The sequence below is a fragment of the Bradyrhizobium iriomotense genome (assembly GCF_018129405.1).
GTDB lineage: Bacteria > Pseudomonadota > Alphaproteobacteria > Rhizobiales > Xanthobacteraceae > Bradyrhizobium > Bradyrhizobium iriomotense_B.
In genome coordinates, this window is sequence record NZ_JAFCLP010000003.1 from 173,605 (window position 1) to 197,195 (window position 23,591).

Here is a 23,591-nt window from a genome sequence, read left to right on the forward strand (position 1 = left end):
CTCCGCTGCGACCGATCAGCGTTCGACCTCGCGATTCCAGCGCTTGGTCCACTCCTCGCGCTTCTCGTTGATGACGGTCCAGTCCGGATTGTACAGCTTCGCCGCGCGCTCGCCGATCGGCGCCATCTTGCCGAGCTCCGGCGGGATCACCAGCGATTTCAGCACCGGACCGTAGCCATAGTCCTTCAGCATCACGAGCTGGATCTTGGGATCGAGCAGCATCTTGACGAAGCTCGCAGCGAGCGGCGAGGCATTCGGCTTGGTGATCGGACACGCCGTCGTCAGCAGCGTCGCGGCGCCTTCCTTGGGATAGACGAAGTCGACGGGGAAGCCGGTGTTGGCAAAGCTCTGCACCCGGCCGGTGCCCCACACCGCGATCACCGCCTGGCCCGACTGGAACAGCTCGGTCATCTTGCCCGGCGACGGCTCATAGGCAAGCACGTTCGGATTGATCTGCTCCTTGAAGATCTTGAAGCCGGAATCGACATTGGTCTCGCCGCCGCCATTCATCTTCGACAGCATCACCAGCGCTTCGAGGCCATAGGTGTTGTTGATCGGCGGGATCACGAGCTGCTTGGCGTATTTCGTGTCCTTCAGGTCGTTCCACGAGGTCGGCGGCGCCCAGCCTTTCTCCTTGAACACCTTGGTGTTGTACATCAGGCCGGTGGCGACGATGCCGATCGCGACGGCGCGATCGTCCTTGAAGCGGGCGGTGTCGTAGAGATCGGCCGGCAGGCCGTCGAGCTTGCCGCAGAAGCCGAGCTGGATCGCCTGGTACATCGGACCGTCGTCGACGATGGCGACGTCGATCTGCTGGTTGCCCTTCTGCGCCTGGAGTTTCGCCAGCGTGTCGGTGGAGTTGCCGGCGACGTACTCGACCTTGACGCCGTTCTCCTTCTCGAAGGCCGGGATCACCTCGTCGCGGATGGTCTTCTCGAACGAGCCGCCGTAGCCGGCGACATAGAGCGTTTTCTGCTGGGCCGAGGCGACCGACGGGGCGGCAATGAGCGCCGCGATGCTGACCGCTGTCAGAAGGCGAAGAGTCTTCATATGGACCGATCTCCAATACCGGAATGAGGTGACGTGCCGACGAGTCTCGCTGGCTGAAGCGCGTTGCCGCATTTCCTTCCGCGCAAACCCTCTCCGATCAGGGCTCCGGCCCCCGTTCGGCGGGTTTTGGCGCGATCTGGAGGTTTGAACCCCTCCAATCTGCCGAAAAAGCGGGCTGTCTCCAGTCCTGATGAAAAAGATCGCAACCTATACTTCCATCGTCCAATGAATAATGGCACCCTCTGCATGCATAAATGTTATGAATGGAAACAGGAATATGGCCCGGATCAATTCGCGGCAGGTGGAGGCCTTCCGCGCGACAATGCTCACGGGCAGCGTGACCGAGGCGGCGGCGCTGATGAAGGTGACGCAGCCGGCCGTCAGCCGGTTGCTGCGCGACCTCCAGGCCCTGCTGAAAATGGAGCTGTTCGAGCGGCGCGGCACCGGCCTGGTCCCGACCGCCGCGGCGATGGCGCTCTACACCGAAGTCGAGCGCTCCTTCGTCGGCCTCGAACGCATCACCGCGGCGGCGGAAGAAATCCGCGGACGCCGCACCGGCTCGCTACGGATCGCAGCATTGCCGGCGCTTTCGAACGGCTATCTGCCGCGGCTCACCGGTCACTTCCTGAAGGAGCGGCCAAACCTCAACCTGGCCTTCTTCGGTGTCATCTCGCCGATCGTGGTCGACTGGGTGCTGAACAATCAATGTGACGTCGGCTTTGCCGAGGTGCCGATCGCGCATTCCGGTCTGCCGAGCCAGAGACTGCCAGCGCCGGCGCGCGTCGCAGTGCTGCCGACCGGTCATCGCCTCGCGGAAAAGGAAGTGCTGGAGCCGCGCGATTTCGAGGGCGAGACCTTCATCTCGCTGTCGGCGGGATCGTCGAGCCGGCATCTCGTCGACCAGGTCTTCCATCGCCACGATGTCCGCCGCGTGCTCCGGGTCGAGACCACGCTGTCGGAGATCATGTGCGGCATGGTGTCGTCGGGCCTTGGTGTCGCGATCTGCGACCCCTTCACCGCGCAGGAATTTGCAACGCGCGGCGTCGTCGTGCGCCGCTTCGTGCCGCGCATCGACTTCGAATTCTCGGCCGTCTTTCCGGCGCAGCGCAGCCCGTCGCCGGTGGCGCTGGATCTGGTCGAGACCATGCGCAAGGCGCTGGTGGCGTTCGAGGACCTGCCGGAGACGGCGCTCAGCCGTTGAACGCGGCCTGCGCCTCCGGCAGGTCCCAGATCTTGCCGATCGCAGCGGTGCCCGCCGCCGCAATCGCAGCCTCGTCGGCGCCGAGATAGCGGCCGGCATCGACCAGCACACGGCCGTCGACCATGACCTGATCGATGTTGGCGCGATTGGCGAGCGCGATCAGCGCACGGCGCGGATCGAACAGCGGCTGAAGGTGGGGATGAGTGAGATCGACGACGGTGAGATCGGCGGTCGCGCCGGGTTCGATGCGGCCGAGATCCGGCCGCTTGATGACGTCGGCGGCGACAGTCGTGTTCGCTTCGATCAACTCGGGTGAGTTCGCGACATCAGGACGCGCCGAGGTGATTTTGGAAATCAGCGATGCCGCATTGAGCTCGCCGAGCAGATCCATGTTGTAGCCGTCGGTGCCGACCACGGTGCGCACGCCATGCTCGGCGAACCGGCTGAACGCCGCGGTGATGCCGGCGCGCGCGAACACGCGCGGACAGTTCAGCACGGTCATGCCGCGCGCGGCCATGAGCTTGAGGTCGTCGTCGCTGCTGAACATGCAATGCGCAGCCATCAGATCGGGCGCGAGCAAGCCGAGCCAGTCCAGATATTGCGCCGGCGTGCGGCCGCCATAACGCTTGCCGATGGTCTCGACCTCGCCGCGGCTTTGCGCCATGTGCGTCGTGATGGGCACACCGAGCTCGCGCGCTCGCACGGCGCAGGCCTTCAAGAGATCGGGGCCGCAGGTGTCGGTGGCATGTGGGCTCATGGCGAGGCTGATGCGACCGTCGCCGCGATTGTTCCAGCGTTGATAGAGCGCATCCCACGTCGCCATGTCGGCGGCGCCGTCGTCGCCGGAATAGCGCACCACGCCATCCGGCCCTGCCTTGGCATCGGACGTCGAGAACAGATAGGGCGCGCCGTAGAAGCGGATGCCCATCTCCTCCGCCGCATCGAACATCTCGGGGATCGAATTGCGGAACGGCTCCATCACCGTTGTGGCGCCGCCCTTGAGGAGCTGGAGGATGCCGAGCCGCGCGACCGCGAGACGCTCCTCCGCCGACAGGATATCGGCGCCGCGCTTGGTGAGCGGCAGCAGCACCGTGTAGACGATGCTTTGGTTGTTCTTGCGGCCGTTGCCGTCCTCGGTGTGGCTGCGTGCCACCGCCTCTGAGAAGCAATGATTGTGCAGGTTCAGCAGGCCCGGCAGCACGAAGCGGCCGGGGCGGTCGTAGACCTGATCGGCGCTGGGCTTGTCGCGCGTGACTGCCGCAATCTTCTTGCCTTCGACCAGAACCCAATGATCGCGCAGCACATCCTGCGCGCCGTCTTTGCGTGACAGCACATAGCTGCCGAAAATTGCTGTGGTGCTCATGCGGGGCGTACGTTCCAGAACACGGCGGTGCCGTCGAGAATGCCGGTGATGGCCTTGCGATAGGCGGTCGGCTGCTTGTACAGGCCGATCGGAATATAGGGGATTTCCTCGAACGCGACCGCCTGGATCTCGCGGCAGATGCGCTGCTGCTCGGCGAGCTGGGAGGCCGCCAGCCACTGGCTGCGCAACTCGCCCATCTTCGTGCTCGCATACCAACCGGCGACCTTGCCTTCGCCGCGGATGTTGGTGTTGCCGGCGGGGTTGAGCCAGTCGATGCCCTGCCAGTTGCCGACGGCCGCGCTCCAGCCGCCCTGCCCGATCGGATCCTTCTTCAACTGGCGCTGCAACACCACGGCAAAATCGAGCCCGGCATATTCGACGTTCATGCCGGCCTTGCGCAACGAGTCGACGGCGATCTCGCCGAGCGGCTTTTGCGCCAGCGAGTTGGTGGGGACGAGCAGCACGATCTTCTCGCCATTGTAGCCGGCGGCGTTCAGGTCGGCCTTGACCTTGTCGTAGTTGCGCGGCCCGCGGAACACGTCGAGGCCGACGTCGCTCGCCATCGGCGTGCTAGGTGCGAAATAGCCGATCGGTGACACCTGGAAGGCCGGATCGGTGCCGGCAACCGCGGTCATGAACGCGGACTGGTCGATCGCCCCCAGCAGCGCGCGGCGGACGGCGGGATTGTCGAACGGCGGCTGCAGGTGATTGAGGCGCAGCATGCAGGCATAGCCGCGGGGATCGAGGACGCGGGTCTCGATGTCGCCGGCGGCCTTGATCACCGGCAACAGATCGTGCGGCGTGGTCTCCTGCCAGTCCTGCTCGCCGGTCTGGAGCGCGGCGACGCCGGTGCCGGCATCGGGCGTGGTGGTCCAGACCACGCGGTCGTAGTGCACGATCTTCGGCCCCGCGGTCCAATCCGGCTTGCCGTCGGTGCGCGGCTGGTAGCGCTCGAATTTGGCATAGGCGTTGCGCGCGCCCTGCACGCGCTCGTCGGCGAGGTAGCGGAACGGACCGCTGCCGATGACCTCGGTGAGCGGCTTGAACGGGTCCTGGCTCGCCAGCCGCTCCGGCATCATGAAGCAGGCATTGATCGCGGCCTTGCCGAGCGCCTGCGGTAGCAGCGGGAACGGGCGCTTGAGACGGAAGCGGATGGTGCGATCATCGGCGGCCGAGAGTTCGGCCGTCGCCTCCAGCAGCTCGCCGCCAAAACCGTCGCGCGCGGCCCAACGACGGATGCTAGCAACGCAGTCGCGCGCGAGCACGCGCTCGCCGTCATGCCAGAACAGGCCGTCGCGCAAGCTGAGGTCCCACTGGAGTTGGTCGCCGGAGACGACGTGCCCCGACAGCATCTGCGGCGAAACCTGGAGCGACGAGCTCATGCCATAGAGCGTGTCGTAGACCATGAAGCCGTGGTTTCGCGACACCTGCGCGGTCGAATAGATGGGATCGACGAAGGCGAGATCGATGACGGGAATGAAGCGCAGCGTGGATTGGGATTCAGCGCGGACGATGCCCGGCAGCGACAGCGTCGGCACGGCTGCGGCGGCCTTGAGGAGCGAACGGCGGGAGATGGGCATTACAAAGGCTCCTGACGAAATCGAACTGATCGCTTTTTCTTACGTGTTCAACAAGACCGCGCCGATCGCCGCCGCGACTGCCTGCTGCGCAGGTTCAATGACGGGCACGCCGATCGCATCCGCGATCGCCGCGCGATGCGAGGCCATGCCGGCGCAGCCCATGACCACGACATCGGCGCGGCATTGCGTGACCAGCGCGCGGCCGGCTTCGATCAGCCGCCCGCGGATGTCTGCGCCTGCCGTCTCAGCCGCGCTCGCGCCGACCGACCAGCTTCCGGCATAGCGGCTGTCGACACCCATCACCCGCACCATGCGCTGCTGGCGTCGGATGCTCGACGGCGACAGGGCGATGATGCCGAAGCGTTCGCCCAGCATCAGCGCGCGGAAGATCGCGCATTCGGCGATGCCCAGCACAGGGCGGCCACCGGCCGCCTCACGCACCGCATGCAGGCCGGGATCGCTGAAGCAGGCGAGCACGAAGGCATCGGCATCGTCGCGCGACACGCGGTTCACAAGCGGCATGACGACGCTGTCGGCGTCGCGCTGCGAGCTGATGCCCGGCGGGCCCTCGGCAAGGCCGACCACCTCGATGTCAGGCCCGCCGGCGATGCGCAGCGGCGCCACCGCGTCGTCGATCGCCGTCGTCACCGACGCAGAGGAGTTGGGGTTGACGACGAGGATGCGGCGACGGGTCATGACTTGGCTCAGCGGTTGGCCGCTTCGTGGCGCAGGAAGTTTTCCGCGATTTTCTCGCCGGTGGTGATCCAGACATCCGGGCACGACTTGGCGTAGGTCAGGAACTCGCGCAGCAGGCGCAGCCGCATCGGGCGGCCGCTGCATTGCGGATGCAGCACCGTCGTCACCATCGCGCCCCAGTCGCGGACCTCGTCCAGCTCGTCCTTCCACATCGAGAGCACATGCTCCTTGGGGAAGATCGAGCGCGGGCTGAAGCGGGCGGAGAGGCCGTGCATCCAGTCGTCATAGCTCGCGGTCACCGGCAGCTCGATCGTGCCGGGCTTGCCGTCGGCGAGACGATGGCGGTACGGCCGCACGTCGTCGCGGAACGAGGAGGTGTAGACGATGCCGTGGCGCACCAGCGCGACGCGCAGCTCCTCGGTGAACTCGCCGTAAGGCGCGCGATAGCCGGTCGGCTTGACGCCGAGCCGGCGCTTCAGCGCCTCAAAGCCGCGCTCCAGCTCCTCCTCGATCCAGGGATCGCCGGGATCGGGCAAGAGATGGTGATAGCCGTGATGGCCGATCTCGTGGCCGGCTTTCAGAATCGATTCGGCCATCGCCGGATGCGCATCGACCGACCAACCCGTGATGAAGAACGTCGCCTTGAGATCGAGCTGGTCGAGCAGCTCCAGCAGTTTTGGCGTGCCGACGCGCGCCTCGTAGCCGCCATAGCTCATGGTGATGAGCCGCTGCGCATGCACCGCGTCCTTGCTGGTCCAGGCGCTCTCCGCGTCCACGTCGAACGACAGGAACATCGCCGACTTGTACGGCTTCGGCCAGGGATAGTCCGGCGCTGGATCTGCGGTGTTGGCCGGAACGAGCGGGATGCTCTTGAGTGCCTTACTGTCCAGCATTGATGGTCGCCTTCTCTAATCCGTTGTCGTTGAGTTTCCACTTGGCGAGCAGGGTACGATACGTGCCGTCCGCGATCAGCGCATCGACGGCCTCGAGCATGGCCTGCTGAAGTGCCTTTTCCTTGACCGGCAGCGCGATGCCCGTGAACTGCGTTGCGAAGGGATCGCCGACCGGCGCATAGGTGCCGGGCTCGAGGTCCATCAGATAGGGCAGCGTCTCGTTGCCCTGTACGGCGGCGTCGATACGGCCCTGCCTGAGTTGCGTGCGCGCATCGGCCGAGCCGTCGGTGCCGACGAACTGGATCGGATTGCTGCCGCAGTTCTTCTGGCTCCACTTCTCGATCTCTGCCGGAAACATGGTCCGGCGGCTGGCGCCGACCTTCTTGCCGCAGAGCGCAGCCATGTCCTTGAACTCGGACGCACGGGACTGCTGCACGAAGAATTTCGGACCGCTGCGCAGATAATCGACGAAGGACGCGATCTCGTGCCGGCTCGCATAGTCGGTGAAGCCGGACAGGATGGCATCCACCCGCCCCGTCGAAATCGACGGCATGAATTCGGCAAAGCTGGTCTCGGTCCATTCGATCTTGACGCCGAGCTTGCGGCCGATCGCCTCGCCGAGATCGATGTCGAATCCGGACAGCGCGTTGGTCGCGGGATCACGGAACTCCATCGGCGGATAGTTCGGCACCAGCGCCACCTTGAGGCTGCCGCGCTTTGCGATATCAGGTGGCAGCTCGATCGCCAACGCCGAAACGGTCATGGCGCCAACCAGCGCCGCCGCAACCAAAAGCCTCTTCATCACCACACCCCCAATGTCAGATCACAGCCGAAAGAAATGCCTTGGTGCGCTCCTCGCGCGGCGCGCCCAGAACGTCCGAGGCGCGGCCCTGCTCGACGATCGCGCCCTGGTCCATGTAGACGACGCGGTCGGCGACCTCGCGCGCAAAGCCGAGCTCGTGCGTCACCACCATCATGGTCATGCCGCTCTTCGCCAGCTCCTTCATCACCGCGAGCACCTCGCCGACGAGCTCGGGATCGAGCGCGCTGGTCGGCTCGTCGAACAGCATCAGCATCGGCTTCATCGCGAGCGCGCGCGCAATCGCCACGCGCTGCTGCTGGCCGCCGGAGAGCTGCGCGGGATAGGAGTCCGACTTGGCCGCCAGCCCGACCCGACGAAGCAGCTCGAGCGCTTCAGTGCGCACCTCATCTAGCTTTCGCCCCTGCACCTGGGTCGGACCCTCGGTGATGTTCTCCAGCGCGGTCTTGTGCGGAAACAGATTGAAGCGCTGGAACACCATGCCGGTCTTAAGCCGCTGCCGCCCGATCTCGCGCTCGGAGAGGCGGTGAAGCTTCCCACCGTGCTCGCGCACGCCCAGCAGCTCTCCGTCAAGCCAGATGCCGCCACTGTCGATCATAGCCAGCTGGTTGATGCAGCGGAGCAGCGTGGTCTTGCCCGAGCCAGAGGCGCCGATCAGGCACATCACCTCGCCGGGCCAGACGTCGAGCGAGACGCCTCTGAGAGCCTGGAACTCTCCAAAATTCTTGCTGACGGTGCGAATCGCGACGAGGGGTTTTGTCATCGCGCCAGCCGCAATGTGCCGCGTGCAAAGCGGCGTTCGAGCAGCATCTGCAGCGGGGTCAGGATCGAGACCACGAGCAGATACCAGAGTCCGGCCACGATCAGGAGCTCGATGACGCGGGAGTTGGCGTAGTAGATGTTCTCGGCGTTGTGCAGCAGCTCCGGATACTGGATGACGCTCGCGAGCGAGGTCGCCTTCACCATGCCGATGAACTCGTTGCCGAGCGGCGGGATCACCACCCGCATCGCCTGCGGCAGCACGATCCGGCGCAGCGCGCGCAGCCGTCCCATGCCGATCGCCTGCGCCGCCTCATATTGCCCGATGTCGACCGACAGCATGCCGGCGCGCATCACTTCGGAGGTGTAGGCGCCCTGGTTGATGCCGAGCCCGAGCAGCGCGGCGAGGAACGGCGTCATGACGTCCACGGCGCGCGCGCTCCACAGGCCCGGAATGCCGATGGTCGGAAACACCAGCGCGAGGTTGAACCACAGCAGCAGTTGCAGGATCAGCGGCGTGCCACGGAACAGCCAGGTGTAACCCGCGGCCACCGTCTTCAGCACCGGATTGGGCGACAGCCGCATGATCGCGACGACGATGCCGAGAAAGATGCCGAGCATCATCGCCAGCACCGCCATCACCATTGTGTTGACGATGCCTTCGAGGATGGCCTTCACGGTCAGGAAGCGGCTCACATAGGACCACTCGATCTGACCGTTCGCAAACGCGCGCACGATCGCCGCCAGCACGAGGACGATCAGGGCCGCGCTGATCCAGCGGAACCAGTGCGGCTCGCGCGCGATCCGCATGCCCGACAGATCGGGAAATCCCTCCGCGAGTGCCGGCGCCGGCTTCATTGCGGCGCCGCGTTCAGCATGGGCTGGGCCACCGCGTTGGCCCCTAAGCCCCATTTGTCGAGGATCGCCTTGTAGGCGCCGTCGGCGATCATCGCCGAGAGCTTCTCGGTCACGACCTCGCGCAAGGCCGCATCGTCCTTGCGGAACATGATGCCTTGATAGCCTTTGGCGAAGGCCTCACCGACGATGCGGTATTTGCCGGGTTCCTGCGTCTGCGCATAGGGCAGCGTCTCGCTGCCCTGCACGGCGGCATCGATGCGGCCCTGCTTGAGCTGGTTGCGGACGTCGATCGAGTTTTCGCCCGGAACGTACTGGATCGCGGGTTTGCCGGCCGGCTCGCAATTCTGCTTGCTCCACTTCTCGATCTCGACCGGGAAGCTGGTGCTGCGGGTGGTGCCGACCTTCTTGCCGCAGAGATCGGTCGCGTCCTTGGCCGCGTTGTCCGCCATCACGAAGAACTGCGGGCCGGTTGCGAGATAATCGACGAAATCGGCGGTCTCGCGCCGCGAGGCGCGGTCCGAGATACCGGAGATGATGAAGTCGGCGCGCTTGGTCTGGAGCGAGGGGATCAGCTCGGCGAACGGCGTCTCGCTCCAGACGATCTTGAGGCCGCCGAGCCGCTTGGCGAGCTCATTGGCGAGATCGATGTCGAGCCCGACCAGCTCGTTGGTCGCGGGATCGCGATATTCCATCGGCGCGTAGGTGGAGTTGACCGTGAGTTTTAGCGCGCCCGCCTGCTTGATCTCCGCCGGCAACTCGGCGGCCTGCGCGGAGGTCACCGCAGCCAGCGCGGCAACAGCGAGAGAAAATGAGAGGCGTGTCATGTCAGCTCCTTTGCCCATGTCAGCTCCTTTGCCAGCGCCGTGCCACTTGCTCAGTCGGCGTCGAGAACGGCCGGCTCGATGACGCCGGCGCGTTCGGTGATCACCCTGTATTGCTCGGGCCGCCGGTGGGCGGCGAAGTTGAACATCTTGTCCTTGCCCTGGCGGCAGAGGTCGAGATCGATGTCGGCGACGATCACCTCGTCGGCCAGCGTCTGGGCCTGTGCGACGATGCGGCCATTGGGATCGACGATGCAGGAGCCGCCGATCAGCCCGGAGCCATCCTCCTCGCCTGCCTTCGCCACCGAGATCGCCCAGGTCGCGTTCATGTAGGCGTTGGCCTGCGTCACCAGCGTCGAGTGGAAGGTGCGCAAGGCTCCGTCTTCCGTCGTGCCGCCATTGGGATCATAGGCCGCCGAATTGTAGCCGATGCAGACGAGCTCGACGCCTTGCAGGCCGAGCACGCGCCAGGATTCCGGCCAGCGACGATCGTTGCAGATCATCATGCCCATGATGGCGTGAGCCCAGGCCGAGCCGGCGCGGAAGGCGGGAAAGCCGAGGTCGCCATATTCGAAATAGCGCTTCTCGAGCTGCTGGTAGCGCGCACCCTCGCGAGGCTCGACCGAGCCCGGCAGGTGCACCTTGCGATAGCGGCCGAGAATCTCGCCGTCGCGATCGACCAGGACAGCGCAATTGTAGCGGCGGCCGTCCGGCGTCAGCTCGGCATAGCCGACATAGAAGCCGACGCGCAGCGCACGCGCGCGGTCGAACAGCTTCGCGACCGCCGGGTTCGGCATGCCGCGCTCGAAATACCGGTCGAGCGCCTCGCCCTCGAGCAGCCAGCGCGGGAAGAAGGTGGTGAAGGCAAGCTCCGGAAACACCACGAGGCTGGCGCCGCGGCCAGCGGCCTCCTCCAGCAGCGCAAGCATCCGCGCCAGCGTATGCTCGCGCGAGTCTGCTTTTTGCGTCGGGCCCATCTGGGCGGCGGCGGCGCGAAGGACACGAACCAAGATTGCCTCCAATCTGTGCGCAGTGCTGCCTCAATGGGCGAATGAACCCTTTGATGCGACGTGCAAATCTGCCGCCATTACGGGTGAGCGGGGCTGCAAAATCAATTCGTTCTGCTATGATCTTTTAGCCCTGAGTATAATTGGCAGTGATATGAACCTGCGTCAGCTCGAGATCCTCCGCGCCGTCATCCGCCACCGCACCACAGTGGCGGCGGCGGACGAACTGGCGCTGTCGCAGCCGGCGGTCAGCAACGCGCTGAAGACGATGGAGGCGCAGGCGGGCTTTGCGCTGTTCGAGCGCGTCAACAACCGGCTGTTTCCAACCGCCGAAGCGATGGCGCTCTACAAGGAGAGCGAGGCGATCTTCGCGTTGCACGCAAAACTCGAGAGCCGTGTGCGCGATCTGCGCGAGAACCGCTCCGGACATCTCGCCATCGTGGCGACCCCGCCGCTCGCCTACAGCATCATTCCGTCCGCGCTGTCAGGCTTTTTGCGCCGCCGCCCGGAGACGCGCGTGTTCTTCGACGTGCGGCGCTACGAGGGCATCATCGAGGGCGTGCTCAGCCGTGTCGCCGAGCTCGGCTTCGCGCTCGGGCTGACGCATCATCCCGGCATCGCGCATGAGGTCGTGCACACCGGCGAGATGGTTTGCGTGCTGCCGCCGCAGCACCCGCTCGCCGACAGGCCCGTCATCTCGGCCGCGGATCTCTCCGGCCTGCCCTTCATCGGGCTCGAACGCGGCACGCGGCTGGGCGAAGCCGTGCGCGACAGTTTTGCCCGTGCCGGCGCGCCATTCCAGCCGACCGTCGAGGTGCGCTACTGCAACACGGCCTGCGTGCTGGCTGCCGCCGGCGTCGGCGCCGCGGTGGTCGACCCGTTCTCGCCGCGGCAGAACGGCGGCAGCGGCCTGATCGTGCGGCCGTTCACGCCGACGACGCACGCGGTCGCCTACATGCTATGGTCGGAAGCCGAGCCGCTGTCGCGCCTGGCCAAGGCGTTTCTCAACGAGGTGCGCAAGGAAAGCGGGCTGCTGGAGCGCACAGCGCCACACCAGCAACATGGGGCAGAAAGCGACTGAGCTTCGCGACCTTTTGACCCGGGGGGCACATGGCACGCATCACCATCATCGAGACCGGACAGGTCCCGGCAAAATTTCGCGAGCACCACGGCTCGTTTCCGGACATGTTCGAACGGATGATCCGCATCGAGGATCCGACGGCGACGGTCGAGGTCGTCAGCATCCCCAACGGCGATGCGCTTCCCGATCCCGGCAAGCTCGAAGCGGTGCTGATCACGGGCGCTGCCGCCGGCGTCTATGACGGGCTCGACTGGATCGCACCGCTGGAGGACTTCGTCCGCAAAGCCTACACCAACAAGACACCGATGGTCGGCATCTGCTTCGGCCACCAGCTGATCGCGCAGGCGCTCGGCGGCACCGTGCGCAAATCCGAGAAGGGCTGGGGCATCGGGCGGCACGTCTACCAGGTGCTGCCGGAGAACGGCGTCGTCGACGGCGAAGCGGTTGCGATTGCCGCCTCGCATCAGGACCAGGTGATCGAGCCGCCAAGCGATGCGCTGACGATCCTCTCCTCCGAGTTCACCCCGCATGCCGGCCTGCTCTACGCCAACGGCGCAACGCTGACCGTGCAGCCGCATCCGGAATTCGATGTGGCGTTCGCGCAAGTATGCTGCGATCTGCGCGACGGCAAGGCGCCGGATGATGTTGTGGCCACGGCGAGGGCGTCGCTGGCGGAGCCGATGGATAATGCGAAGCTCGGCGAGGCGATTACGCGGTTTTTGGCAAGGCGCCCGGCGCCTTAGTCGCGCACTTTGCCCTCTCCCCTTGTGAGGGAGAAGGCACAGGGACATAAATGTCTCTGGACGCTTTAGGCTGGATGAGGAATGAGCCCAATTCGTCGCACGATAAGCCTGATGGTTGCACTCGTCCTAATCATCGTAGGGCTGGTGGCTCTGATATATCTCCTATTCTTCGCGCTTCGGTGGAAGGGCTGGATGCTAATGGCCGCCGGTTTCGTGACGGCGTTAGGCGGCATGTGGTTTTGGGAGGACTTTCCGAAAGCAAGAGCGAAGAGCAATGGGGGCGGTTAGATAATCAGAACGGATCCGTCCCCAGCCCCGGCACATCGGCCGGCCGCGACCCTGGCGCCGGCCAGTGAAACCGGCGGTCCTTCTCCGCAATCATGATGTCGTTGATCGAAGCCTCGCGGCGCTTCATCAGGCCGTGCTCGTCGAACTCCCACTGCTCGTTGCCGTAGGAGCGATACCACTGGCCGTTTCCATCGTGCCATTCGTATTGGAAGCGCACCGCGATGCGGTTGCCGTCGAAGGCCCAGAGGTCCTTGATCAGGCGGTAATTCTGCTCCTTCTCCCATTTGCGTGTGAGGAAGGCGACGATGGCCTCGCGGCCCTGAAACACCTCGGAGCGGTTACGCCAGCGGCTGTCCTCGGTATAGGCGAGCGAGACCCGAACCGGATCGCGCGAATTCCAGGCGTCCTCGGCCATGCGCGCCTTCTGCGCGGCGGTCTCTCGGGTAAAGGGCGGAAGCGGCGGGCGCGACATGGTGGCCTCATCGGTTGATCGGGGCCGCAAATCTATCGCTGCAATTGACGGAGTCGATAGGCCATCATCTTTCGGCCGATCACTTATCGGGCGATCAGGAAATCAAATCAGCCTTCATCAAGGCGCGGATCGATTTCGGGATCGGCTGGGCGCGGCCGCCGCTGATGAAGGCGACGCGCACCTCGGCCTTCACCAGCACGTCCTCAGCCCGGCGAACCTCCTGTGCCAGCATGATGGAGGCGCCCTTCACCGCGATCGGCCACGTCACGACGTCGAGCACGTCGTCCATCCGCGCGGGCTTGAGGAAATCGAGATGCATCGAGCGCACGACGAAGGCAAAGCCCGCGCCTTCCGTCTCCACCTGCTCGAACAGCGCCTGCTGCTCGGCGCCCATCAGCCTGAGATGATTGGTGCGGCCGCGCTCCATGTAGCGCAGATAATTGGCGTGATAGACGATGCCGGAAAAATCCGTGTCCTCGTAGTAGACGCGGACCTGCATGTGGTGGCGGCCGTCGCGGATCTCGCCGTCGAGATGGGCAGTCATTTTGGCCTAGAGCTTCTCTGTCTGCGAGCTTCCTCGAGAAACTCTTCCAAATTCCAAGACACGACACGATCCGCCGCTACATCGACCATCCCTTCGTTAATGGCAGATCTTAGCGCACGCAGCTTTTCAAGGTTTTCGGCGGTTCGTTCCATTGCGCGATGCTAGCGCTTCGGTCGCCGCCGCACAATCAGGCACAGCTATACTACGCCACCACCGGCGCCCGCCCCAGCGTCACCTCGACGATCTCCGGCGGCACGCCGACACGGACCGGCATGAGGCTGCAACCGAGGCCGCCGGAGATGATGACGTCGCATTTCAGCCTGACATGTCCATAGGCGAGCCGCAGACCCTGCTGCTTCGGAACGGCCGGCGACCAGCCGAGTAGGCGGACCTGGCCGCCATGGGTGTGGCCGGACAGTTGCAGCGCGACGCGCGCGGGCACGCGCGGCGCGATATTGGGCTCATGGGCGAGCAGGATCACGGGCGCGTCGTCGGTGACCTTGGCGAGCGTCGCGGTGAGATCGTCGGCACCGAAGCGTCCCGTGCTCCGGAAGCGCCGCGCCGGCAGGAAGGCGAGTTGATCGCCGAGCCCGGCGAGCCAGAAGGAACGGCCGTCCTTGGTGAGGCGCACGGCGTCGTTCTCGTAGACGGGAATGCCGGCCGTCTCCAACGCGCGGTGGGCGACCGTCGGCCCATGCCCCGCCTGCTGCACGGCCCTGTCGACCCAATAATCATGATTGCCCATGACGGCATGGACGCCGAGCGGCGCCTTGAGGCCGGCAAGCACCCTCGCCCACTCGCTCGACGGGATGATGCGCGTGACGTGGTGAAGGCCGGCGACATAGTCGCCGAGCAGCACGATGAGGTCGGCGTTCAGTGCGTTGGTGCGATCCACGATGCCCTCGATCCGCTCCAGCGACATCCAGGGATCGCAGGCATGAATGTCGGCGATAACGGCGATCTTGAGCGGAAGGTCCGCCGGCCACTGCCGCGGCATCGGATGATAGCGGGTGACGCGGAGCCGCAGCATCGGTTCGACGCCGACGCCGTAGGCCGCGCTCGAGACGCCGAGGGCTGACAGGGCCCCGATGGAACGGATGAAATGACGGCGCGTGATCATGGACGCTCGATGGTGATGCTGCTCCTTGATGCGACCCGATTGGAGCGGAATTGGGGTAGGCACGTGCAGACCGTCTGCAGCTGCGTGCAGAGGCCTGCACAAAACTTACCAGCGGCTTTCGCCGACCAGCGCATCCAGCCGCGTCTTCAGCTCGTCGGACGCCTGGTAGTACCAGACACCGCCGAGCAGGTCACGAAAACGTTCGTTGACCTGCGCCTCGTGCTCGATGCGGTCGATCGTCCCGACGCTGATCACGTCCTCAAGAGGCCCCGCGGCCAGCAGTGCCAGCAGCACCGGATTGGACTCGATCTTCAGGATCTCCAGGATCAGGTCGATCATCCTGTCGGGATCGTCCTCGCGCAGGTCGCGCTCGAAATCCATGATCGTGAACAGATTGTCGTCCTGGTCGCGTTCGGATTTCGAATATTGCTCGATCCAGGCGCCGGCGAGCTCTGTGACCGACATGTTGGCGCAATCGAGCGGCTCGCGCGGCGTACGCTGCGCCAAATGGTCGGCATGCCAGGCCTCGCTGTCGGCGACCCCTGCAATGCGCGACATCACGGGATCATCGGGATCGACATGCACGCCGCCAAGCAGCCAGCGCAGCCGGTCATTGTGCGCGGCTTCGCGCTCGATCCGCGCGATCACGTCCGGCCCGTGCGCGTAGAGCAGCGCCAGCAGGAACTTGTCGTTGAGCTGCATCACCGTCGGCTTGTCGGCCTCCGTCTTCAGCACCTCCAGCACCAGATCGAGCGCAGCCTGCGGCAGGCGATGCGGCAGATGATCGAAATAGAGTTTGATGGCCCAGATGCTGCCGGCCTGGTCGCGCCGGCTGACGCGCTGAAGCGCGCGCCACATCGATGCCAGCTCGCTGATCGGCAGGGAATCGAGGAATGCCTCGGTCTGGTCCGGCGTGCGCAGCTGCGGCGCCGCCGCGACGGTCTCGAGCAATCCGGTATTGTCCGCTGGCGCCATTCCTTCCCACTCCGATCCATCAGCGGCGACACCGTTCGCCGCGCGTTCGGATTAGTGATCGGATGAAACCGGCGGGTTCATGGGCTGCGGCGATCAGTCGTCGCTTTCGTCGGTGCCGAACAGGCCGAACTGTGCCGCATCGCGATTGGGCTCGGCGAGGCCGAGATGGCGGAAAGCGTGCGAGGTGAGCAGGCGACCGCGCGGAGTACGCTGGAGATAGCCGCACTGGATCAGATAGGGCTCGATGATGTCCTCGATCGCATCGCGCGGCTCGGACAGCGCGGCGGCCATGGTCTCGACGCCGACGGGACCGCCGCCATAGTTGAGCGCGATGGTCGAGAGATAGCGGCGGTCCATCGCATCCAGGCCCGCGGCGTCGACCTCGAGCGCGCTCAGCGCGTGATCGGCGATCTTGCGATCGATCGTGTCGGCGTTCGCCGCCGAGGCGAAATCGCGGACGCGACGCAGCAGGCGCCCGGCGATGCGTGGCGTACCGCGGGCGCGGCGCGCGATCTCGTTGGCGCCATCCGCGCTCATGCCGACATTGAGCACGCGCGCGCCACGGCTGACGATGCTCTCGAGCTCCTCGATGGTGTAGAAATTGAGCCGGACCGGAATGCCGAAGCGATCGCGCAAGGGATTGGTGAGCAGGCCGGCGCGCGTGGTGGCGCCGACGAGCGTGAATTTCGACAGCTCGATCTTCACCGAGCGCGCCGCCGGGCCCTCGCCGATGATGAGGTCGAGCTGGAAATCCTCCATCGCGGGATAGAGCACTTCCTCGACCGCCGGGCTGAGGCGATGGATCTCGTCGATGAAGAGCACGTCGCGCTCTTCGAGATTGGTGAGCAGCGCGGCGAGATCGCCGGCCTTGGCAATCACCGGGCCCGACGTCGCACGAAAGCCGACGCCGAGTTCTTTCGCCACGATCTGCGCCAGCGTGGTCTTGCCGAGGCCGGGGGGACCGACAAACAGCACGTGATCCAACGCCTCGCCGCGCTTGCGCGCGGCTTCGATGAAGATCGAGAGGTTCTTGCGTGCCTGCTGCTGGCCGACGAAATCGGACAGCGATTGCGGACGCAGCGCGGTGTCACCGACATCGTCGCTGCGGCGCTCGGGCGAGACCATGCGGCTGGCTTTGGGATCGCTCACTTCGCCAATTCCTTCAGGCCGAGGCGAATGAGCTGCGCGGTCTCGGCGCCTTCACCCGCGCTGCGCGAGGCCGATGCAATGGCCGCAGCCGCCTGCGGCTGGCCGTAGCCGAGATTGACCAGCGCGGAGATCGCATCCGCCACCGGGCGCGGCGCGCGCTGGTCGTCGACGGCGCCGGCAAGATGCACGACGGCCGGATCGACATTGGCGAAGGCCGGCGCCTTGTCCTTCAATTCGGTGACGATGCGCTCGGCGACCTTGGGGCCGACGCCGGGCGTACGCGACACCGCGGCCTTGTCGCGCAGCGCGATGGCGTTGGCGAGATCGGCAGGCGACAGCGTGCCGAGCACCGCGAGCGCGACCTTGGCGCCGACGCCCTGCACGGTCTGCAGCAGGCGAAACCATTCGCGCTCCTGATCGGTGCGGAAGCCGAACAGCTTGATCTGGTCCTCGCGGACATAGGTCTCGATCGACAGCACGGCGGCTTCGCCCGGCGAGGGCAGATGCTGCAGCGTGCGCGACGAGCAGTGCACCTGATAGCCGACGCCGCCGACATCGAGGATGACGAAGTCCTCGCCGTAGGAATCGATCAGGCCCTTGAGTTTGCCGATCATAGTCCGGCCACCTTCAGCCTGAGCGCCGTGCTCTGGCGGTGATGGGCATGGGTGATGGCGATGGCGAGCGCGTCGGCAGCATCAGCGGACGGCGGCTCGGCTTTCGGCAGCAATATCTTCAGCATCATCGCGATCTGTTGCTTGTCGGCGTGGCCGGCGCCGACCACCGTCTTCTTGACCTGGTTCGGCGCATATTCGGCAACGCTGATGCCGAACATTGCAGGCGCCAGCATGGCGACGCCGCGGGCCTGGCCGAGCTTCAGCGTCGCAACGCCGTCCTTGTTGACGAAAGTCTGCTCGACCGCGGCTTCCATCGGCTGGTGGCTGGACAGGACGGACGCGAGTCCTTCGTGGATCGCGAGCAGCCGGCTCGACAGAGGCAGATCGTCCGGCGGTTCCACCGAGCCGCAGGCGACGTAGATCAGGCGATTGCCCTCGGCCTCGATCACGCCCCAGCCGGTGCGGCGCAGGCCGGGGTCGATGCCGATGATGCGAACGGGGCCACGAATCGGGAGCGCAGTCATGGGCCAGTGATAGCGGCTGGCCGCGGCGGGGGAAACAGAAACAGAACGGAAGTAACAGGGGAAGTGGGGTGTCTCGGGTGAGCACCGCCGCCCACTCCCTACTCCGCCGTCATACCCCGCGAAGGCGGGGTATCCAGTACGCCGCGGCTTATCCGTATTCCTCTGGCGTCTCGAATACTGGGTCGCCCGGTCAAGCCGGGCGACGACAGCGGAATTCGGAGCCGGCGTCAGCCACCCATCTTCGCCATCAGCGCGTCCGACACCTCGAAATTGGCGTAGACGTTCTGGACGTCGTCGTGCTCGTTGAGCAGGTCCATCAGCTTGAGCAGCTTCTCGCCGGTTTCGTCGTCGACCGCGACCGTATTCTGCGGCTTCCAGATCAGCGCGGCCTTGCGCGGCTCGCCGAACTTGGCTTCCAGCGCCTTGGCGACGTCGCGATAGCCTTCGGTCGAGGCGTAGATCTCGTGGCCGCCTTCGCCGGAGATCACGTCGTCGGCGCCGGCCTCGATCGCGGCATCCAGCACCGCGTCGTCGGAGGCGACGCTGCGGTCGTATTCGATGATGCCGGTGCGGTCGAACATGAAGGAGACCGAGCCGGTTTCGCCGAGATTGCCGCCCGACTTGGTGAAGAAGGAGCGGATGTCGGAGGCGGCGCGGTTGCGGTTGTCGGTCAGCGCCTCGACGATGACGGCGACGCCGCCCGGGCCGTAGCCCTCGTAGCGGATCTCGTCATAGTTCTCGCCGTCGCTGCCGAGCGCCTTCTTGATGGCGCGCTCGATATTGTCCTTCGGCATGTTCTCCTGGCGCGCGGCGATCACGGCGGCGCGCAGGCGCGGATTCATGGCGGGGTCGGGCGTCCCCAGCTTGGCCGCGACGGTGATTTCCCGCGCCAGCTTGCCGAACAGTTTCGACTTCTGCGCATCCTGCCGCCCCTTGCGGTGCATGATGTTCTTGAATTGGGAATGTCCGGCCATGCGTGGTCTCTTGTGGAATAGTCAGCCAAAGGTGAGCGTGGGAAGCGCGGCCTTATAGGCCGCCAACCCACCGGAATCAAAGGGGCCCTGAGGCTTCACGGTAGCACTGTAAAGATAGCCACCGGAATGGACCGTGCCCAGATGTCGGGCATTGTTAACCCTGATTTCATTCCGGGCTGCGAAAATAGCCTCCGCCCGCCCGCCGACAAGAGAGACCTCATGGCATTCGGACTGTTTCGGAAGCGTCGGCCCGATATGGCTGCGCCGGTGGTCACCCCGCAGGCTGCGCAGCCGGCGGCCATTCCCGAGCCGGTCCCGGCCAATGAGGGCGATTCGGCCAAGGAAATCCTGGAACTGCTGGAACTCGAGCTCGGAGCCATGATCCGCCAGCTCGAGCGCGCCGCCAATTCGGTGGCCGGCGGCGCCGAAGCGACCGCCACGACGCTTGCCGCCATTCGCGACCGCACCGACGCCCTGACCGGCCGCACCAACGCCGCCCAATCGACCGCATCCACCTTCGCCCATGCCGCCGACAAGTTCACCCAGTCCGCGCAAGGCATCGGGGCGCAGGTCCGCGCGGCCGGCAAGCTCGCCGACGAGGCCAGCGCGGCGGCGCAGGAAGCGCGCGCCAATGTGGATCGCTTGCGCGAGTCCTCCGCCGCGATCGGCAACGTCGTCAACCTGATCGCGCAGATCGCGCGCCAGACCACGCTGCTCGCGCTCAACTCGACCATCGAGGCCGCGCGCGCGGGCGCCGCCGGCAAGGGATTTGCGGTGGTCGCCACCGAGGTCAAGGCGCTCGCGGTGCAGACGCAAGGCGCGACGGAAGAGATCACCAGGAAGATCGACGCGCTGCAGCGCGATGCCGCAGGCTCGGCCGATGCCGTGCACCGCATCTCGCAGGCGATTGAGGCAATCCGCCCGGTGTTCGAGACCGTCAACGGTGCGGTCGCCGAGCAGAACGCCACTACGAGCGAAGTCTCCGGCAATGCCGCCAGCGCCTCGGAGTTCATCATCTCGGTCGGCGAGAGCGCGGCCGAGATCGACGCCGCCACCAAGGCCGCCGAGACCCACGGCGAGAGCGTCGCCAGCGCCGGCAAGGCCGTCACCACCTTCGCGCAGAAGCTGAAATCGCGCTGCGCGGTGCTGCTGCGCCAGAGCGAGCACGACGACCGCCGCAAGACCGAGCGGTTGCCCTGCCATCTCAAGTTCGAGAGCGCGCGCGCCGTGATGCCGGTCTATGAAATCTCGATGGAGGGGGTGCTGATCGGCGGCGCAGACGCCGGCCGGCTGGCGTCGCAGGCGGTGATCGAAGGCAGCCTCGAACAGGTCGGCGCCTGCCGCCTGCGTGTGACCGAGCAATCCAAGGCCGGGGCGCGCGCGCAATTCGTCAACCCCAATGCCGAGCTCTGCGAGAAGATCGAGGACAAGCTCTGGTCGATCCACGAGGAGAACACCGAGTTCGTCACCCGCGCCATGGAAGCGGGCAACACGCTGACCCAAATCTTCGAGCAGGCTGTCGCGCGCGGCGACGTCAAGATCGACGACCTCTTCGACACCGACTATGTGGAGATCGCCGGCACCAATCCGCAGCAATACCGCACCCGGTATCTCGACTGGGCCGACCGCGCGCTGCCGCCGTTCCAGGAAGGCTTTCTCGCCAAGGACCCGCGCATGGCGTTCTGCGCCATGGTCGACCGCAACGGCTTTTTGCCGGTGCACAACAAGATCTATTCGCACCCGCAGCGGCCGGGTGACGTCGCCTGGAACACGGCCAACAGCCGCAACCGGCGCATCTTCAACGATCCGGCGGGGCTCGCCGCCGCACACAACCAGCGCTCCTACCTGGTCCAGAGCTATGCCCGCGACATGGGCAACGGGAACACGGTGATGATGCGCGAGATCGACGTGCCGATCCGCGTCAAGGGCCGGCACTGGGGCGGATTCCGCACCGCTTATAAGCTGTAATGCCCGCTCTCGTGCACTCCTGGGCAAGACGCCCGGCGCGAATCATCCTCTAAGTCAAAACTGGAATGGGAATGCCGCCGAGAGCCGATCACCGGTCCTGACTGGAGAAGCGCGTACATGTCCCTGGCACAACTTGCAGTACTGGACACCGGATCGAACCGGACGCTGGCTGAACGCCTGATCGACCAGCTCGCCGACCGCATCGGCGGCCTCGGCGTCGAGCTCGCCGACATCGCCGGCAACGTCCAGGAAGTCGCGAACCGTGTCGTCAACCAGTCGGAACGGTTCCACCACCTGCAGAAGACGGCCGAGACGATGGTCTCGGCCAATCACGACATCGCCAACGCATCGCAGGCGGTGCAGACGACGACGTCCGCCGCGGTCGGCGAGATCGCGCAGTCGCGTAGCGCCGTCGATACCGCCGTCAGCCACATCTCCGAACTGGTCGCCGCTGTGGAACGCATCGAGGCGCGCCTCAGCGCCGTGGGCTCGGCGCTGGCGCAGGTGGCAAAGGTGTCCGGCTCGATCGAGGCGATCGCGAAGCAGACCAATCTGCTCGCGCTGAACGCAACCATCGAAGCGGCGCGCGCCGGCAATGCCGGACGCGGCTTCGCGGTGGTCGCAAGCGAGGTGAAGAACCTCGCGGAAGCCACCCGCCAGGCCACGCATCAGATCTCCGACACCGTGCGCGATCTCGACGGCCAGATCGAAGGCCTGATCGGCGAAAGCAGCGACGCCTCGCAGCGCGCCAAGACCGCCGGCGAAGGCGCTCAGCAGATCTCCGGCATCATCTCGCGCGTCCAGCAGGGTTTTGCCTCGGTGGAAGCGGAGATCGACAGCGTCGCGCGCGCGGCGACCTCCAATCTCGGCCATTGCGACACCGTGATCAGCGAGCTCAACGAGCTTGCCAAGGGCGTCGACCTGTCGTCGCACGACCTCAGAAACGCCGATCAGCGGGTGGCCAAGCTGCTCGACACCTCCGAGGGCCTGATCGCGCTGATCGCCGACAGCGGCGTCGAGACGTCGGACGCGCCGCTGATCCGTGTCGTCGTCGAGACCGCCAAGCAGATCTCGGCCGAGTTCGAGGCCGCGATCGAGCGCGGCGAGATCACGCTCGACCAGCTCATGGACGAGAACTACCGCGAGATATCAGGCACCGATCCGAAGCAGTACAACACCGCCTACGTCGAGTTCACCGACCGCGTGCTGCCCGCGATCCAGGACCCGATCCAGAAGTGCGATCCCCGCATCGTGTTCTGTGTCGCCTGGGCCAAGGGCGGGTACCTGCCGACCCACAATCCGAACTACCGCCTGCCGCAGGGCAAGGACCCGGTCTGGAATAACGCCAACTGCCGCAACCGCCGCCTGTTCACCGATCGCGCGGTGAAGAAGGTCGCGGCCAACACAAGACCGTTCCTGCTCCAGACCTATCGCCGCGACATGGGCGGCGGGCAGTTCGTGCTGATGAAGGACCTGTCCTCGCCGATCGTGATCCGCGGCAGGCACTGGGGCGCCTTCCGGATGGGCTTTCGCCAGGGCTGACGACCGGTGCGACGGTGCTCCGGCATCGCTGAAATAAAAAAGCTCGAAAACAACCCCATGCACAGTAGCCGGGGTGTGCGGAATCAATGGCTTATGCCGGCAGGCCGTGGCGCGCTTTGACTCGTCGGGCAAAACAGGGGCATAATGCTATTATTCCGAAATAGCCATGCGCTCCCCTTCCTTCTCCCCTTGCGGGAGAAGGTGGCGCGAAGCGCCGGATGAGGGGTCTCTATCGGCGGCCAAAGCTGCTTCGGAATGAGAGAGGATCATACGCGGAGACAGACCCCTCACCCGATTGAGTCTGCATCTACCGGCGTCGCGGCCCTCTCCCACAAGGGGAGAGGGCACAGCAATCGGCGTTGCGATCGATGCGTCCCCGCCGTGCTCGCCGTCCCTGACTTTCCCAATCGCACGATTTTCGTCATCGCATGGTTTTGCGCATTCGCACGACCATTTGCGGCGATCGAGGGCGCGCGCGAGGGAAATGCGTCAAAACATGACGATTATCATATCAAATAGCCCAAAATCCTCGCAGCGATCGCCGCACAA

23 protein-coding genes are annotated in these 23,591 nt (G+C 65.5%); 5 read left to right on the forward strand and 18 right to left on the reverse strand.

Going from position 1 to position 23,591, the window contains the following annotated elements; all coding sequences use genetic code 11:
- Positions 1-15: 15 nt before the first annotated feature.
- A complete protein-coding gene (locus JQ592_RS09960; protein WP_092254576.1) occupies positions 16-1,050 on the reverse strand; it encodes an ABC transporter substrate-binding protein in 1,035 nt (344 codons plus the stop codon).
- Between the two features lie 277 nt (positions 1,051-1,327).
- Between JQ592_RS09960 and JQ592_RS09965 the strand changes: the two genes are divergently transcribed.
- Positions 1,328-2,251 (forward strand): LysR substrate-binding domain-containing protein, encoded by a 924-nt coding sequence (locus tag JQ592_RS09965; RefSeq protein ID WP_211402697.1) that lies wholly within the window; start codon positions 1,328-1,330, stop codon positions 2,249-2,251.
- Here the strand turns inward: JQ592_RS09965 and JQ592_RS09970 are convergent.
- From JQ592_RS09970 to JQ592_RS10010, 9 genes are read right to left on the reverse strand one after another with little or no spacing between them, the layout of a single operon-like run.
- The gene (locus JQ592_RS09970; protein ID WP_211402698.1) at positions 2,241-3,614 is read right to left on the reverse strand and encodes an amidohydrolase family protein; all 1,374 of its coding nucleotides are present in this window, start codon (positions 3,612-3,614) and stop codon (positions 2,241-2,243) included. The genes JQ592_RS09965 and JQ592_RS09970 overlap by 11 nt on opposite strands.
- Complete coding sequence (locus JQ592_RS09975) at positions 3,611-5,194, reverse strand: ABC transporter substrate-binding protein (RefSeq protein ID WP_211402699.1); 1,584 nt, start codon at positions 5,192-5,194, stop codon at positions 3,611-3,613. The genes JQ592_RS09970 and JQ592_RS09975 overlap by 4 nt, the downstream gene beginning before the upstream one ends.
- 39 nt (positions 5,195-5,233) lie before the next feature.
- Positions 5,234-5,890: an aspartate/glutamate racemase family protein gene (locus JQ592_RS09980; protein WP_211402700.1), complete on the reverse strand. Its 657-nt coding sequence runs from the start codon at positions 5,888-5,890 to the stop codon at positions 5,234-5,236.
- 8 nt (positions 5,891-5,898) lie between these two features.
- Positions 5,899-6,783, reverse strand: a complete 885-nt coding sequence (locus tag JQ592_RS09985; RefSeq protein WP_211402701.1) for a polysaccharide deacetylase family protein — start codon at positions 6,781-6,783, stop codon at positions 5,899-5,901.
- Positions 6,770-7,585: an ABC transporter substrate-binding protein gene (locus JQ592_RS09990; protein WP_211402702.1), complete on the reverse strand. Its 816-nt coding sequence runs from the start codon at positions 7,583-7,585 to the stop codon at positions 6,770-6,772. Before JQ592_RS09990 ends, JQ592_RS09985 begins: the two co-directional genes overlap by 14 nt.
- A gap of 16 nt (positions 7,586-7,601) precedes the next feature.
- Positions 7,602-8,366 carry an amino acid ABC transporter ATP-binding protein gene (locus JQ592_RS09995; protein WP_211402703.1) on the reverse strand — a complete coding sequence of 255 codons (765 nt, stop codon included), beginning with the start codon at positions 8,364-8,366 and terminating at the stop codon, positions 7,602-7,604.
- Positions 8,363-9,220: an amino acid ABC transporter permease gene (locus JQ592_RS10000; protein WP_211402704.1), complete on the reverse strand. Its 858-nt coding sequence runs from the start codon at positions 9,218-9,220 to the stop codon at positions 8,363-8,365. The genes JQ592_RS09995 and JQ592_RS10000 overlap by 4 nt, the downstream gene beginning before the upstream one ends.
- Entirely contained in the window at positions 9,217-10,044 is an 828-nt protein-coding gene (locus JQ592_RS10005; RefSeq protein ID WP_211402705.1) for an ABC transporter substrate-binding protein, read from the reverse strand. Before JQ592_RS10005 ends, JQ592_RS10000 begins: the two co-directional genes overlap by 4 nt.
- A gap of 50 nt (positions 10,045-10,094) precedes the next feature.
- Entirely contained in the window at positions 10,095-11,051 is a 957-nt protein-coding gene (locus tag JQ592_RS10010; protein WP_211402706.1) for an N-carbamoyl-D-amino-acid hydrolase, read from the reverse strand.
- Positions 11,052-11,202: 151 nt separating this feature from the next.
- Between JQ592_RS10010 and JQ592_RS10015 the strand changes: the two genes are divergently transcribed.
- Positions 11,203-12,129, forward strand: coding sequence for a LysR family transcriptional regulator (locus tag JQ592_RS10015; protein ID WP_211402707.1), 927 nt, complete (start codon positions 11,203-11,205; stop codon positions 12,127-12,129).
- Between the two features lie 29 nt (positions 12,130-12,158).
- Positions 12,159-12,872, forward strand: coding sequence for a type 1 glutamine amidotransferase (locus JQ592_RS10020; protein WP_211402708.1), 714 nt, complete (start codon positions 12,159-12,161; stop codon positions 12,870-12,872).
- 292 nt (positions 12,873-13,164) lie between these two features.
- Here the strand turns inward: JQ592_RS10020 and JQ592_RS10025 are convergent, their stop codons facing one another.
- The 8 genes from JQ592_RS10025 to JQ592_RS10060 all read right to left on the reverse strand — a co-directional run bounded on the left by JQ592_RS10025 (position 13,165) and on the right by JQ592_RS10060 (position 19,532).
- Complete coding sequence (locus JQ592_RS10025; protein ID WP_211402709.1) at positions 13,165-13,632, reverse strand: DUF1348 family protein; 468 nt, start codon at positions 13,630-13,632, stop codon at positions 13,165-13,167.
- A gap of 94 nt (positions 13,633-13,726) precedes the next feature.
- On the reverse strand, positions 13,727-14,176 hold the full coding sequence (gene ybgC, locus JQ592_RS10030) for a tol-pal system-associated acyl-CoA thioesterase (RefSeq protein WP_211402710.1): 450 nt from the start codon (positions 14,174-14,176) through the stop codon (positions 13,727-13,729).
- A gap of 202 nt (positions 14,177-14,378) precedes the next feature.
- The gene (locus tag JQ592_RS10035) at positions 14,379-15,296 is read right to left on the reverse strand and encodes a metallophosphoesterase (RefSeq protein ID WP_211402711.1); all 918 of its coding nucleotides are present in this window, start codon (positions 15,294-15,296) and stop codon (positions 14,379-14,381) included.
- A gap of 105 nt (positions 15,297-15,401) precedes the next feature.
- Positions 15,402-16,271, reverse strand: coding sequence for a DUF6869 domain-containing protein (locus tag JQ592_RS10040; protein ID WP_211402712.1), 870 nt, complete (start codon positions 16,269-16,271; stop codon positions 15,402-15,404).
- 93 nt (positions 16,272-16,364) lie between these two features.
- A complete protein-coding gene (gene ruvB, locus JQ592_RS10045; RefSeq protein WP_018646709.1) occupies positions 16,365-17,420 on the reverse strand; it encodes a Holliday junction branch migration DNA helicase RuvB in 1,056 nt (351 codons plus the stop codon).
- Positions 17,417-18,034: a Holliday junction branch migration protein RuvA gene (gene ruvA / locus JQ592_RS10050; protein WP_091881493.1), complete on the reverse strand. Its 618-nt coding sequence runs from the start codon at positions 18,032-18,034 to the stop codon at positions 17,417-17,419. Before ruvA ends, ruvB begins: the two co-directional genes overlap by 4 nt.
- A complete protein-coding gene (gene ruvC / locus JQ592_RS10055; protein ID WP_018646707.1) occupies positions 18,031-18,558 on the reverse strand; it encodes a crossover junction endodeoxyribonuclease RuvC in 528 nt (175 codons plus the stop codon). Before ruvC ends, ruvA begins: the two co-directional genes overlap by 4 nt.
- Positions 18,559-18,785: 227 nt before the next feature.
- Entirely contained in the window at positions 18,786-19,532 is a 747-nt protein-coding gene (locus JQ592_RS10060) for a YebC/PmpR family DNA-binding transcriptional regulator (protein ID WP_211402713.1), read from the reverse strand.
- 219 nt (positions 19,533-19,751) lie between these two features.
- Here JQ592_RS10060 and JQ592_RS10065 point away from each other — a divergent pair, with 219 nt between their 5' ends.
- Positions 19,752-21,500 carry a methyl-accepting chemotaxis protein gene (locus JQ592_RS10065; protein WP_211402714.1) on the forward strand — a complete coding sequence of 583 codons (1,749 nt, stop codon included), beginning with the start codon at positions 19,752-19,754 and terminating at the stop codon, positions 21,498-21,500.
- Between the two features lie 117 nt (positions 21,501-21,617).
- Positions 21,618-23,042 (forward strand): methyl-accepting chemotaxis protein, encoded by a 1,425-nt coding sequence (locus JQ592_RS10070; RefSeq protein ID WP_211402715.1) that lies wholly within the window; start codon positions 21,618-21,620, stop codon positions 23,040-23,042.
- Positions 23,043-23,591: the final 549 nt, after the last annotated feature.